Source organism: Pseudomonas putida (assembly GCF_001941965.1).
GTDB classification, from domain to species: Bacteria; Pseudomonadota; Gammaproteobacteria; order Pseudomonadales; family Pseudomonadaceae; genus Aquipseudomonas; species Aquipseudomonas putida_L.
The window spans coordinates 219,710-232,564 of record NZ_MKZO01000073.1; the positions used below are offsets into that span (position 1 = coordinate 219,710).

Annotated in this window: 11 protein-coding genes; 3 read left to right on the plus strand and 8 right to left on the minus strand. The window is 64.7% G+C overall.

Going from position 1 to position 12,855, the window contains the following annotated elements; genetic code table 11:
* Nucleotides 1-2: 2 nt before the first annotated feature.
* From PSEMO_RS29980 to PSEMO_RS30005, 6 genes are all read right to left on the minus strand, one after another.
* Nucleotides 3-1,067 carry an imelysin family protein gene (locus tag PSEMO_RS29980; protein ID WP_075806478.1) on the minus strand — a complete coding sequence of 355 codons (1,065 nt, stop codon included), beginning with the start codon at nt 1,065-1,067 and terminating at the stop codon, nt 3-5.
* A 16-nt stretch (nt 1,068-1,083) separates the two neighbouring features.
* Nucleotides 1,084-2,511 (minus strand): di-heme oxidoreductase family protein, encoded by a 1,428-nt coding sequence (locus tag PSEMO_RS29985; protein WP_075806479.1) that lies wholly within the window; start codon nt 2,509-2,511, stop codon nt 1,084-1,086.
* Between the two features lie 243 nt (nt 2,512-2,754).
* The gene (locus PSEMO_RS29990) at nt 2,755-4,095 is read right to left on the minus strand and encodes an imelysin family protein (protein WP_075806480.1); all 1,341 of its coding nucleotides are present in this window, start codon (nt 4,093-4,095) and stop codon (nt 2,755-2,757) included.
* A 153-nt stretch (nt 4,096-4,248) separates the two neighbouring features.
* Nucleotides 4,249-6,330 (minus strand): putative bifunctional diguanylate cyclase/phosphodiesterase, encoded by a 2,082-nt coding sequence (locus tag PSEMO_RS29995; protein WP_372239149.1) that lies wholly within the window; start codon nt 6,328-6,330, stop codon nt 4,249-4,251.
* A gap of 354 nt (nt 6,331-6,684) precedes the next feature.
* Nucleotides 6,685-7,281 carry a superoxide dismutase gene (locus tag PSEMO_RS30000; protein WP_075806482.1) on the minus strand — a complete coding sequence of 199 codons (597 nt, stop codon included), beginning with the start codon at nt 7,279-7,281 and terminating at the stop codon, nt 6,685-6,687.
* A gap of 191 nt (nt 7,282-7,472) precedes the next feature.
* On the minus strand, nt 7,473-8,072 hold the full coding sequence (locus PSEMO_RS30005; RefSeq protein ID WP_075806483.1) for a LysE/ArgO family amino acid transporter: 600 nt from the start codon (nt 8,070-8,072) through the stop codon (nt 7,473-7,475).
* Between the two features lie 191 nt (nt 8,073-8,263).
* Here PSEMO_RS30005 and PSEMO_RS30010 point away from each other — a divergent pair, with 191 nt between their 5' ends.
* From PSEMO_RS30010 to PSEMO_RS30020, 3 genes are all read left to right on the plus strand, one after another.
* A complete protein-coding gene (locus PSEMO_RS30010) occupies nt 8,264-9,193 on the plus strand; it encodes a LysR family transcriptional regulator ArgP (RefSeq protein WP_075806484.1) in 930 nt (309 codons plus the stop codon).
* 12 nt (nt 9,194-9,205) lie between these two features.
* Nucleotides 9,206-10,201 (plus strand): NAD-dependent epimerase/dehydratase family protein, encoded by a 996-nt coding sequence (locus PSEMO_RS30015; protein ID WP_075806485.1) that lies wholly within the window; start codon nt 9,206-9,208, stop codon nt 10,199-10,201.
* A gap of 89 nt (nt 10,202-10,290) precedes the next feature.
* The gene (locus PSEMO_RS30020) at nt 10,291-11,145 is read left to right on the plus strand and encodes an ATPase (protein WP_075806486.1); all 855 of its coding nucleotides are present in this window, start codon (nt 10,291-10,293) and stop codon (nt 11,143-11,145) included.
* Between the two features lie 107 nt (nt 11,146-11,252).
* Here the strand turns inward: PSEMO_RS30020 and PSEMO_RS30025 are convergent, their stop codons facing one another.
* Nucleotides 11,253-12,302 (minus strand): alkene reductase, encoded by a 1,050-nt coding sequence (locus tag PSEMO_RS30025; RefSeq protein WP_075806487.1) that lies wholly within the window; start codon nt 12,300-12,302, stop codon nt 11,253-11,255.
* Nucleotides 12,303-12,354: 52 nt separating this feature from the next.
* A complete protein-coding gene (locus PSEMO_RS30030; RefSeq protein ID WP_075806488.1) occupies nt 12,355-12,657 on the minus strand; it encodes an ArsR/SmtB family transcription factor in 303 nt (100 codons plus the stop codon).
* Nucleotides 12,658-12,855 lie beyond the last annotated feature (198 nt).

The following is a 12,855-nucleotide window of genomic DNA, read 5'->3' on the forward strand; positions in this document are numbered from 1 at the left end:
GATCAGTCACCGTCGTTGGCATTGAAGCCGAGCTGGATGTTCAGCGCCTTGGCCAACTCGCCTTCGTGCAGGCGATGCACCACGTTCAGGCTGTCGTAGATGGCGTTGAGCTGCTGGCGCCCGGCCTCGTCCTGGAGCAACTCGTCGAGGGTGCGCGGGGTGCTTTCCAGCTTCTGCATCGCGTCGGCGTAGGCGGCGTCGATCTTGTCGGCCAGGGCCTTCTGGTCCTTGCCCAGCAGGCCACGCACGCCCTGGTTGTCGACACCGACCCAGACGGTCTGGGCAGCGGCCAGGCTGGCGGCGATGCTCTTCAGCGACGACTGGCTGCGCCAGGCTTCGGCCTGCAGCGGCTGCGGAATGCCCTTGCTCATGCGGCCCATCGGGGTGCCGAGCTTCTTCTTCAGGGTGTCCAGGGCGGTGACCTGGGCGCGCAGCAAGTCGGCGATGGCCTCGTGGGAATCGGCGTAGCGCTGGTTGGGGAACTTGGTCATCTGCGCGAGCATGCCGTCGGTGCTGTTCCAGCCCTTGAGGATGTCTTCGGCCATGGTCTTCTGGTAGTCGGCGATGGCCACCAGCAGCGGACAGTAGCGCGCCTTCTGCTCAGGGTTGGCGGCGTCCGGCTTGCTGTCGAAGAGGATGTATTCGTAGGCGGACAGGCCGCGCACGACCACGCTGGACTTGGCCACGGTGGCTGCGTCCACCGGCTTGTCGCCACCGACCAGGGCTTCGACCTGACGGCCGACCAGGTTCTTCTTGTCCGGCCAGAACTGCACCTGCCAGGCCCGGTTGCCCTCGGCCAGCGGGCCGATCAGCAGCGGTTGCAGTTCGGCCCAGGCCTTCTGCGCATGCAGGTAGTCGGCGCGGGCGGTTTCCAGGCTGGCCTTGCCTTCGCAATAGGCCAGGGCGCTGACGGCCAACTGGCGGTCGGCTTCGACCCAGCGGCTGTAGGTCGGCATGATCACCTGCTTGGCGATGGCGGCGGAGGTCACCGCCTGCGGGTCTTGCGGCGAGCAGGCGCCCAGGGCAAGGGCGGCGAGGCTGGTGAACAACAGCTTGGGACGGAACATGTGTCCGGTTCCTCTCTCAGAGTGAATTCAGGAAGGCCAGCAGCGCGTCGCGCTGGCCGGCGTCGAAGGACAACACACGCTGGCGCGCCGCCTCTGCCTCGCCGCCGTGCCAGAGCACGGCTTCGAGCAGGTTGCGGGCCCGGCCATCGTGAAGGAATTGGGTGTGGCCGCTGACCACCTGGTTCTTGCCGATGCCCCACAGCGGCGGGGTGCGCCAGTCCTGGCCGCTGGCGGCGAATTCGCTGCGCTGGTCGGCCAGGCCCGGGCCCATGTCGTGCAGGAGCAGGTCGCTGTAGGGCCAGATGGTCTGGTTGGCCAGTTCCGGCTCGGCGGCGTTGGCCGAGGTCACGAACGTGGGCGTGTGGCAGCCCTGGCAGCCGGCCTGGTAGAACAGGTTCTTCCCCGCCAGGACCTGCGGCGAGTCGACGTCCTTGCGTGCCGGCACGGCCAGGTTGCGGGTGTAGTAGAGGATCAGGCGGAGGATGTTGTCGCTGACCTCCTGTTCGCCATTGGTGCCATTGCCGTTGGGCGCGGCAAGGCAATCGACCTGGGCCGGGGTGCAATCGTCCATGGGCCGCAGGGTGGTGGTCAGGCCCATGTCGCCGGAGAGGGCGTGGACGTTCTGCTGATTGAGGTTGGGTTGCCCGGCCTTCCAGCCGAAGCGGCCGAGCACGGTTTCGCCCTTGGCGTCGTCCCACACCCGGTTCGGGCGGCCACGGATGCCGTCGCCGTTGCGGTCGTCCGGGTCGGCGTTGGCCAGGATCGCTTCTTCGGGAATGGCTTCGAGCAGGCCGAGGCCGATCATCGGCGGGGCGATGCGCGCCGAAAAACGGGTGTCCGGGTGCATCGGGCCATAGCCGAGCTGGGTGATGTCCAGTTTCGGCTTGCGCAGTTCGACCTGGGTGCCGTCCTTGAAGGTCACGGTCTGCGGCTCGTAGTCGACCCGCACCTTGCCTTCCGGGGCCACACCGGGGATCGCCATGTCCTGCAACTGACCGCCGTAGACCGGCTCGGGGACGATACCCAGGCGCTCGATGACCTTGACGTACTCCGGCTGGTTGGGGATCGACAGGCGTACCAGCATCGACACCGCGTTGCTGTCGCCGGGCTCCGGCGGATGGCCGCGGCCATCGCGGATATGGCAGTTCTGGCAGGCGTTGGTATTGAACAGCGGGCCGAGGCCGTCGCGGGCGGTGGTGGTCGACGGGGCGATGACCCAGGGATTGCGGAAGAAGCTGTTGCCGACGTTGAAGTCCAGGCGCCGGGCCGGGGTCAGGTTGGACGAGGGCATCTGGTAGGCCCCGCGGTCGCCGCGGTTCACCGTGGTATCGCCACCGGCACGGGCTTCACCCGGCTCGGCCTGGGTGAAGCGCGGGGCTTCGTCGCAGGCGGCCAGGGGCAAGGCCAGCAGCAGGGGCAGACAAAGGCGAAGCAGCGAGGGCATGGACGATCCCGGACGGTGTTCGAAAAAACAGCCCGCAAGCTTAACAGGAGCGGGCGGAGTGAATAAGAGGGATTTGCGTTTGCTGGATGAAATCGTTGTCGGGGGAGCTGCAAGCTTCAAGCTTCAAGCTGCAAGAAAGAGCAGTCCGTGGCGCCGCGGCTTTTTCTTATGACTTGCAGCTTGAAGCTTGCAGCTCAAAAAAAAGGCGACCCGAAGGCCGCCTCTGACTACTCCCGCACCGAATCAGAATTCGTGATCGGCGGTATCCGGGTTCAGGTCGGTGATGCCCAGCTTGCCGGCAGCCTGTTCGATCGCGCCGGTCTGCTTGACCAGCGAAGCGATGGCGTCACGCACGATCTGGTTGCCGGCGGTGTTGTCGGCAGCGATCAGCTGGTCGTAGTGCTCGCCTTTCAGGGCGTGGTCGACGATGACCTGGATCTTGGCTTCGGTAGCGGCCAGATCGTCCTGCAGGGTCTTGTCCGCAGCCGGATCGACCTTGGCCACCAGCGACGACAGGCTCGGGCCGGTCATCTTGCTGCCGTCGACACGGGTGTACTCGCCCAGGTAGACGTTGCGGATGCCCTTGGCGTCGTAGAAGTGCGAGTAGTGGGTGTTGTCGCTGAAGCAGTCATGCTCGTCTTCCGGCGAGTTGGCTTCCAGGGAAACCTTCATGCGCTCGCCCGCCAGTTCACCCAGCGACAGGCTGCCCATGCCGAACAGCATCTTGCGCAGGCCGTTGGCAACCGGCTCGGCCTCCAGGCTGGCGCGATAGTTGTCGGTGACGTTCGGCGCCCAGTTCTTGACCATTTCTTCCAGGTCGCTGACCAGCAGGTCGGTCACCGCTTTCAGGTAGGCACGACGACGGTCGTTGTGGCCGCCGGTAGCGCCCTGGCCTTCCAGGTAGTCCGAAGCCGGACGGTTGCCGGCGCCCGGGCCGGTGCCGTTCAGGTCCTGGCCCCAGAGCAGGAACTCGATGGCGTGGTAGCCGGTGGCGACGTTCGCCTCGGAACCGCCCAGCTCGTTCAGGGTGGCCAGCTTCTCGGGGGTAATGTCCTTCACGTCGACCTTGTCTTCGCCGACCTGGATCTCGGTGTTGGCGATGATGTTGGCGCTGGCCGCCGGGTTGCCCAGGGCATGCTCGTAGCTCTTGTCGACGTAGTCGATCAGGCCTTCGTCCAGCGGCCAGGCGTTCACCTGACCTTCCCAGTCGTCAATGATGGTGTTGCCGAAGCGGAACGCCTCGCTCTGCAGGTACGGAACGCGCGAGGCGGCCCAGGCAGCCTTGGCGGCTTTAAGGGTGTCGTCGTTCGGGTTGGCGAGGAACGCGTCGATGGCGGTCTGCAGGGTTTTCGCGGTGCTCAGCGAGTCGCTGTACACGGCATAGACGATCTCGGCGTAGTGCTTGACCACGGCCTGGGCAGCAGCCTCGTCGACCGCGCCGGCGGCGGCTGGAGCAGCCGGGGTGGCGGCAGCGGCAGGGGCCTGGGCTTGCGGCGCGGTGGCCTTGTCCTTGCCTTCGCCGCAACCGGCGAGGGAGATGGCAATGGCCAACAGACTGGCGGTGGCCAGAGGCATACGAATCATGGCGAATTCCTGCATCGGAGGGTTGAACAGACGTGCAGAAGGCCGCACGCGAAAAAAAAGCTGCGACATAATGCGAAAGATTTGCATTTTATGTAAAGAGGCCATCACGCAAATATTCCGGGGCTGTCGCACCCGGACAAGCACGACGTCGTCTCAGAGTATCGAGGCCTGGGTACGCTGCGCCTGCTTGAGGAAGGCCGTGAGTTCACGGGCCGGCAGCGGCTTGCTGTAGTGGTAGCCCTGGCCCTCGTGGCAGCCCTGGGCAACGATGTAGGCCTCCTGTTCCGCGGTTTCCACGCCCTCGGCGATGACCTGCATGCCGAGGCTTTTGCCGAGCTGGATGATGGCGCGGACGATGGTCGCATCGTCGTCGTCCTCCAGCAGGTCCTGGACGAAGCTCTTGTCGATCTTGATCTTGTCCAGCGGCAGGGATTTCAGGTAGCTCAGGGACGAGTAGCCGGTACCGAAGTCGTCGATGGCGATCAACGCGCCGGAGCGGCGCAGGCTCAGCAGGTGCTGGGCGGCGGTGCTGATGTCTTCCATCAGGCCGGTCTCGGTGACTTCCAGTTCCAGGCTGCGTGGCGGCAGGCGGTAGACCTGGAGCAGATTGTTGACCACTCGCGGCAGTTCGCTGTGGTGCAGTTGCACGGTGGACAGGTTGACCGCCATGCGCAGCTCGGTGAAGCCCTGGTCGTGCCATTCGCGCAACTGGCGGCAGGCCTGGTCGAGCACCCATTCGCCGATCACCACGATATTGCCGTTCTGCTCGGCCAGGGGGATGAACTGGTCCGGCGGGACCATGCCCAGTTCCGGATGCTGCCAGCGCAGCAGCGCCTCGACCCCGACCACGCGCTGGTCGCGGTAGCTGATCTGCGGTTGGTAGACCAGGTACAGCTGGTTGCGCGACAAGGCTTCGCGCAGGTCCTTTTCCAGTTCGCGGCGGCGGCGCATCTCGCTGTCGACGCTGGCGATGTAGAACTGGTAGCGGTTGCGCGAGCGGGACTTGGCCAGGGTCATGGTCTGCTCGGCCTTTTGCAGCAGTTTCTCGGTGCTGTCGCCATCCTCCGGGAACAGGGTGATGCCGATGGTGGCGCGCAGGCGGATTTCCTGGAGGTCGAGGGCGAAGGGGGCTTCCAGGTCGTCGAGGATGCTCTGCGCCAGTTCGGCGGCTTCGTAGGGCTGCTCGATATCGGCCTGGACCAGGGCGAACTGATCGCCACCGAGGCGGGCGAGGGCGCCGAGGCGGCCACTGTGGGCACGCAGACGGTCGGCCAGGGCCAGCAGCAACTGATCGCCGGCCTGGTAACTGAACTGTTCGTTGATGCCCTTGAAGTCGTCGAGGCCGACGCAGATCACCGCGACCCGTCGTTGCAGGCGCCCGGCGTCGACCAGGATCTTGTCCAGTTGCTGCTGCAACTGCTGGCGGTTGGGCAGGCCGGTGAGGAAGTCGTACTGGGCCATGCGCAACAGGCTGTTTTCCGCCTCGTGGCGCAGATGGGTATTGCGCTCGATCGAGGCCAGCAACTGGTTGTGGGTATTGATCCACAGCCCCAGTTCGTTGGTTTCGTGGCCCTTGAGCAGCGGCAACTGATGCTCGCTGGGGCGGTCCGGATTGATCTGGGTAAGGTGTTCGATGATCCGCGACAGTGGCTTGGTCAGCAGCCAGTGGTAGACCAGGTACAGCACCAGGCCCATGGCCAGGGCACGCAGCACCCCGGAAATGAAGATGATCACCGAACTGAAGATAAAGCTCTGGCCGTAGCTGGCGGTATCCAGGGTGATGCTCAGGTCGCCGTAGTACTCGCTGTACGGGCCACGGCCGACCAGTTGGGTGGTGAAGGAGCGTTCCTGGCCGAGGATCAGGTCGGTCAGCCAGCGGGTCTGGTTGTCCTGCAGCGGGCGGGATTTTTCCGCGAGCATGGTTTCATTGGGATGACCGATGGAGGCCATGCGCACGGCCTGGTCCTGGAACAGGCCCTCGATGACCTGCATGCCCATTTCCCGGTCGAGGCTGTACACCGCCTGGGTCGACGGGTCGCGGAACATGTCGAGGATGCGCTGCGCATCGCTGGCCACGGCCTGGCGGGTCTTGTAGGCATCGAAGACGATCTGCGCACAGCTGAGCACTACTCCGACGATCAGCGCCGAAAGCAGGACAACCCTGAGCAACTTGACCGATAAGCTGTTCTTGAATTCCAGCTTCAATGGGAGTTCCTTAATCCATGCGCGCGGCATCATTTTGCCATCAACCATGACAATCCACTATCGGCCTTTGCACGGAAAGGTCTGGGCTCTTACCTTTTCCGGTGGCCTGGTCCCTCTCGCCCGGCGGACCTTCAGCACTGTATCGGTTGACCTGTCGCGGGACTTGAGTACCGGACGACGAAAGATTTCCAAGGAGTTGATGTTAGCGTGCCTTGGGTTCTCGGCAAGGTTTGCGGCGTTCTGAGCTTCAAGCTTTAAGCCTCAAGTCATAAGAAAAGGCAGATCGCATCGCTCGCGCTTTTTCTTGCAGCTTATGGCTTGCAGCTTGCGGCTCATAAAACGAAAAAACCCGGCCGAGGCCGGGTTTCTTCAGGAGCGCGGGGCTCAGGCAGTGAACGTCTTGCCTTCGAACTGCTCGGCGACGAACTTCCAGTTGACCAGGTTCCAGAACGCCTCGACGTATTTCGGACGGACGTTGCGGTAGTCGATGTAGTAGGCGTGTTCCCAGACGTCGCAGGTCAGCAGCGGGGTGTCGCCGCTGGTCAGCGGGCAGCCGGCGCCGATGGTGCTGGCCAGGGCCAGGGAACCGTCGGCCTTCTTCACCAGCCAGCCCCAGCCGGAACCGAAGGTGCCGACGGAAGTCTTGGTGAACTCTTCCTTGAACTTGTCGAAGGAGCCGAACGCAGCGTTGATGGCATCAGCCAGGGCGCCGGTTGGCTGGCCACCGGCGTTTGGCGCCAGGCAGTTCCAGTAGAAGGTGTGGTTCCAGACCTGGGCGGCGTTGTTGAAGATGCCACCCGAAGAGGACTTGACGATCTCTTCCAGGGTCTTGCCTTCGAATTCGGTACCTGGGACCAGGTTGTTCAGGTTCACGACGTAGGTGTTGTGGTGCTTGTCGTGGTGGTATTCCAGGGTTTCCTTGGAAATGTGCGGCTGCAGGGCATCGTGGGCGTAAGGCAGCGGCGGCAATTCAAAAGCCATTTGGATTCTCCTAATCAGGTCTGGTGCGGTGAACGCAAGGCCGATCACGGGCGGCCGGAAAATGCGCCGGCGAGTTTGTACTCTTTGCGGCGCAGACTCGGGATCATAGCACCGGGCCTGTGGCTAAACCACGCAACAAGTGTGTGGGCAAGAGGTTCCAGAGCCTTTGCCGGGGTCGGATGAGCGGCCGGTCAGGTGAAAATCAGCTGCGCCGCCACGGCGAACATCATCACCGCGACCATCAGGTCGAGCAGGCGCCAGGTGCTCGGCCGCGCCAGCCACGGGGCCAGCCAGGCGGCGCCGAGCGCGAGGGTGAAGAACCACAGCAGGGAGGCGCTGGCGGCCCCGGCCACGTAGGCGCCGGGCACGCTTTGCTGGGCGCCGAGGGAGCCGATCAGCAGCACGGTGTCGAGGTACACGTGAGGGTTGAGCAGGGTCACCGCCAGGGCGCTGAGCAGCACCGCGCGGCGCGAGCGCAGGCCCTGGCCGTCGCCCTGTTGCAGGCTCTGGCTGGAGCAGGCGCGCATCAGCGCCTTGCTGCCGTACCAGATCAGGAACACTGCGCCACCCCAGCGGGCGACGGCGAGCAGGGTCGGGTTCTGCGCCAGCACGGTGGCCAGGCCGAACACGCCGAGGGCGACCAGCACGGCGTCGCAGAACACGCATAAAGCGGCCACCGGCAGGTGATGTTCACGGCGCAGGCTCTGGGCGAGGACGAAGGCGTTCTGGGTGCCGATGGCCATGATCAGGCCGAAGGCGACGAGGAGGCCGTTTAGGTAGCTTTGCCACATGGGGATGACTCCGGATCTTCAGTGCTTTCCGGGGCCTCATCGCTGGCAAGCCAGCTCCCACAGGGTCAGCGGTGCATGCAATACCTGTGGGAGCTGGCTTGCCAGCGATGAGGCCCGCAATGACTAGCAATTCTCCAGACTTTGCGGATATAAGAAAAACCAATAAACCTCATCCCGTATTAGGAAATCTGATGTTCGACTACAAGCTCCTCTCGGCCCTCGCCGCCGTCATCGAACAGGCCGGTTTCGAGCGCGCCGCGCAACTGCTGGGCCTGTCGCAATCGGCCATCTCCCAGCGGATCAAACTCCTCGAGGCCCGGGTTGGCCAGCCGGTGCTGGTGCGCGCCACTCCGCCGACCCCCACCGAAATCGGCCGGCGCCTGCTTAACCACGTGCAGCAGGTGCGCCTGCTCGAACGCGACCTGCAAGGCCAGGTCCCGGCCCTCGACGAGGAAGGCCTGCCCGAACGCCTGCGCATCGCCCTGAATGCCGACAGCCTGGCGACCTGGTGGGGCGAGGCGGCCAAGGACTTCTGTGCCGAGACCCAGGTGCTCCTCGACCTGGTGGTGGAGGACCAGGAAGTCGGCCTCAAGCGCATGCGCGCCGGCGAAGTGGCCGGCTGCCTGTGCGCCAGCGAACGCCCGGTGGCCGGGGCGCGCAGCGTGCTGCTGGGGGCCATGCGCTATCGTGCGCTGGCCAGCCCGGCCTTCATGGCCCGGCATTTCGGCGACGGTGTCGAGCCGCAGCGCCTGGCCCGCACCCCCGCCATCGTCTTCGGCCCGGATGATTTCCTGCAGCATCGCTACCTGGCTTCATTAGGCATCAGCGACGGTTTCCTGCATCATCTGTGTCCTTCATCCGAAGGCTTCCTGCGCATGACCGAGGCCGGTCTGGGCTGGGGCCTGGTGCCCGAGCTGCAGGCCCGCGAGCAACTGGCCAGCGGGCGGCTGGTCGAGATCGTCGCCGATCGCCCCATCGATGTGCCCTTGTACTGGCATCACTGGCGCAGCGGCGGGCAGTTGCTCAACCAGCTCACCGACCATCTGCGCCGCAGCGCCGGGCAATGGCTGGTGCCGTGGGACGCCCAGGCGGCGTCTGCACCCTCAGGTAAAAAATCGTAAGGCGGAATGTTCATGGGAATTCTGGTCACCGGCGCAAGCGGCTTCATCGGCGGGCGCTTTGCGCGTTTCGCCCTGGAGCAGGGCCTGGAGGTGCGGGTCAACGGCCGCCGTGCCGAGGGCGTCGAGCACCTGGTGCGGCGCGGCGCGCAGTTCATCCCGGGCGACCTCGGCGATCCGGAAGTGGCCCGGCGCCTGTGCCAGGGCATCGACACCGTGGTCCACTGCGCGGGTGCCGTGGGCAACTGGGGGCGTTACCAGGACTTCTACCAGGGCAACGTGGTGGTCACTGAAAACGTCGTCGAAGCCTGTCTCAAGGAACATGTGCGGCGCCTGGTCCATCTGTCCTCGCCGTCGATCTACTTCAATGGCCGCTCGCGCACCGGCATCACCGAGGACCAGGTGCCGCGGCGTTTCTACGATCACTACGCGGCGACCAAGCACCTGGCCGAGCAGAAGGTCTTCGGCGCCCAGGAGTTCGGCCTGGAAGTCCTGGCACTGCGCCCGCGCTTCGTCACCGGGGCTGGCGATGTCAGCATCTTCCCGCGGCTGATGCAGATGCAGCGCAAGAAGCGCCTGGCGATCATCGGCAACGGCCTGAACAAGGTCGACTTCACCAGCGTGCAGAACCTCAACGAGGCTCTGTTCAGCGCGATCAACGCCGGCCCCGAGGCGCTTGGCATGGCCTACAACATCAGCAACGGTCATCCGTTGCCGGTGTGGGACGTGGTCAACTACGTGATGCGCCGCATGCAGTTGCCCCAGGTCACCCGTTACCGCTCGGTCGGGCTGGCCTACACCGCCGCTACACTGAATGAAGGCGCCTGCCTGCTTTGGCCGGGGCGCCCGCAGCCGACCCTCAGCCGCCTGGGCGTGCAGGTGATGAGCAAGGACTTCAGCCTGGATATCAGCCGTGCCCGGCATTACCTGGATTACCGCCCGCAGGTCAGCATCTGGGCTGCGCTGGATGAATTCTGCGCCTGGTGGCAGGCCCAGCAGGGCGGTCACTGAACCCGATCCCCTGATCGTGGTCGATGAGGGCGCCGCGAAGCGGTTTATACTAGCGCCCATTTTGCTATCACCGTGGTTGAAAACTGCCCATGCGCAACGATGCTCGAGACGATTTTGACGATGTGCCCACCCTTCAGGCGGTGGAGCGCGATGACGATGAGTTCGCCCCTGCGGCGCACCCGCGCAGCGCCCGCAATCGTGCGGCCAAGGCGCCGATGGTCGGGCCACTATGGGCCTTGCTGGGTGCCTCGTTCATCGCCCTGGCCGGCGTGGCCTGGTGGAGCTTCCAGCAGATCTCGCTGATGGAGCAGCAACTGGTGGCGACCCAGGAAAGCTTCGCGCGCATCAGCGAGGAGGCGGCGGGGCGGTTGCAGGTGATTTCCGGCAAGGTCTCGGCCAGCGAATCGTCGGCCAACACCGAGAATGAAGCACTGAAGCTTCAGGTACGCCAGTTGCAGGCCAGCCTGGGCGAGCAGGGCAAGCTGCAGGAAGGGCAGGCTGGTGAGCTGGGCAAGCGCCTGGAAACGGCGATGGCCCAGGTCAGCCAGCAGCAGGCGGCCAATGCCGCGTTGCAGACCGAATTGCAGAATCAACTGGCGGCGGTGGCCAAGGAGCTGACTGCGGTGAAGGCGGCGCAACTGGATGGCGGCAAGATCGACGGGCAGATCAAGTCGGTGGCCGATGAGGTCGCGGCGCTCAAGGCGGCGAAGGTGGATGGCAGCAGGATCGATACCCAACTGAAGAACCAGGCGGCGGCGACCCAGCGCCTGGAGCAGGACCTGATCGTGCTCAAGAGCGAGCAGGAGAATCGTCCCGTAGCGGCTGCCGGTGGTGGCGCCTCGACGGCGGAATTCGATGCCTTCCGCGGGCAGGTCACCCGCAACATCAACACCCTGCAAAGCCAGGTGCAGAATCTGCAGCAGCAGATCAATGCCAAGAACTAAGTGACCTTCAGGGCCCTATCGCTGGCAAGCCAGCTCCCACAGGTTCGGCGGTGCACGCGGTCCCTGTGGGAGCTGGCTTGCCAGCGATGAGGCCCTGAAGAACGACATCACATCCGCGGATAATCGATATACCCCACCGGCCCCTTCCCATGGAAGGTCTCCGGCCGCGCCTCATTCAGCGGCGCATCCGCCGCCAGCCGCGCCGGCAGGTCCGGGTTGGCGATGAACGGAACGCCGAACGCCACCGCATCCGCATTCCCCGCCGCCAGCGCCGCATTGGCGCTCTGCTTGTCGAAGCGCTCGTTGACGATATACGGCCCGCCAAACGCCGCCTTGATCTGTGGCCCGAGGCTGTCGTCGGCTTCCTTCTCCCGCGAGCAGATGAAGGCGATGCCGCGCTTGCCCAGCTCCCGGGCGACATAGGTGAAGGTTTCTGCCCGATTCGCATCGCCCATGTCATGGGCATCGGCGCGCGGCGCCAGGTGCACGCCGACCCGCTGGGCGCCCCACACCTCGATCACCGCATCGGTGACTTCCAGCAAGAACCGCGCACGGTTCTCCAGCGAGCCGCCGTAGCCATCGCTGCGCTGGTTGGTGCTGCTTTGCAGGAACTGGTCGATCAGGTAACCGTTCGCCGCATGCACCTCGACGCCGTCGAAACCGGCGGCCTTGGCGTTCTCCGCCGCCGTACGGTAGGCGTCGACGATATCTTCCAGCTCGGCCGTTTCCAGGGCCCGTGGCGTCGGGTATTCGGTGATCGGCCGCACCAGGCTGACATGCCCCTTGGGCTGGATCGCGCTGGGTGCCACCGGCAGTTCGCCGTTCAGGTAGCTTGGGTGGGAGATGCGGCCCACGTGCCAGAGTTGCAGGAAGATCCGCCCGCCGGCGGCATGCACGGCCTTGGTCACGTTGGTCCAGCCGCGCACCTGGTCGTTGGACCAGATCCCCGGCGTATCCGGGTAGCCCACGCCCATGGGCATGATCGAGGTCGCCTCGCTGAGGATCAGCCCGGCGCTGGCGCGTTGTACGTAGTACTCGGCCATCAGCGCGTTGGGCACCCGGCCCTCGTCGGCGCGGCAGCGGGTCAGCGGGGCCATGATGATGCGGTTCGGCAATTCGAGGTCGCCGAGGGTGATCGGATCAAACAGAGTCGTCATTGCTCAAACCTCAGTGGGTTGTGGGGGCCATTACGGAGCATGGGGATTGCTGTCAGAGCTCGTGGCTCAATTGCGCGAGAAACGCCTGGATGGTGTCCTCGTTGCGCTTGAAGAAGTTCCACTGCCCGACCTTCTGGCTGCTGATCAGGCCGGCCCGTTGCAGGGTGGCCAGGTGCGCCGAGACGGTGGACTGCGACAAGCCGCAGCGCTGGTCGATCTGCCCCGCGCACACGCCGTTGTCGAGGCTGTGGTACTGGTCGGGGAAGCAATGCTGCGGGTCTTTCAGCCAGCCGAGGATGTCGCGCCGCACGGGGTGGGCGAGGGCTTTTATTATTTCGTCGAGATCAAGGGGCATGGTCGGGCTCGTAGGGGTGTAGCGGTATATCGCGATGGGGCGAAATGTAAATCGGTATTTCGCGATATACAAATATGAAAAGGTTTGGGGTGTAGAAAAAATCGGTATATGCGGTGTTCTTTCGGGCCCTATCGCTGGCAAGCCAGCTCCCACAGGTTCAGCGGTGCACTCGGTCCCTGTGGGAGCTGGCTTGCCAGC

Coding starts and splice junctions, on each gene's coding strand:
- PSEMO_RS30010 (WP_075806484.1), top strand. CDS start 8,264: ATGTTCGACTACAAGCTCCTCTCGGCCCTCGCCGCCGTCATCGAACAG.
- PSEMO_RS30005 (WP_075806483.1), bottom strand. CDS start 8,072: ATGTGGCAAAGCTACCTAAACGGCCTCCTCGTCGCCTTCGGCCTGATC.
- PSEMO_RS30020 (WP_075806486.1), top strand. CDS start 10,291: ATGCGCAACGATGCTCGAGACGATTTTGACGATGTGCCCACCCTTCAG.
- PSEMO_RS29990 (WP_075806480.1), bottom strand. CDS start 4,095: ATGATTCGTATGCCTCTGGCCACCGCCAGTCTGTTGGCCATTGCCATC.
- PSEMO_RS30000 (WP_075806482.1), bottom strand. CDS start 7,281: ATGGCTTTTGAATTGCCGCCGCTGCCTTACGCCCACGATGCCCTGCAG.
- PSEMO_RS29985 (WP_075806479.1), bottom strand. CDS start 2,511: ATGCCCTCGCTGCTTCGCCTTTGTCTGCCCCTGCTGCTGGCCTTGCCC.
- PSEMO_RS30025 (WP_075806487.1), bottom strand. CDS start 12,302: ATGACGACTCTGTTTGATCCGATCACCCTCGGCGACCTCGAATTGCCG.
- PSEMO_RS30015 (WP_075806485.1), top strand. CDS start 9,206: ATGGGAATTCTGGTCACCGGCGCAAGCGGCTTCATCGGCGGGCGCTTT.
- PSEMO_RS29980 (WP_075806478.1), bottom strand. CDS start 1,067: ATGTTCCGTCCCAAGCTGTTGTTCACCAGCCTCGCCGCCCTTGCCCTG.
- PSEMO_RS29995 (WP_372239149.1), bottom strand. CDS start 6,330: ATGCCGCGCGCATGGATTAAGGAACTCCCATTGAAGCTGGAATTCAAG.
- PSEMO_RS30030 (WP_075806488.1), bottom strand. CDS start 12,657: ATGCCCCTTGATCTCGACGAAATAATAAAAGCCCTCGCCCACCCCGTG.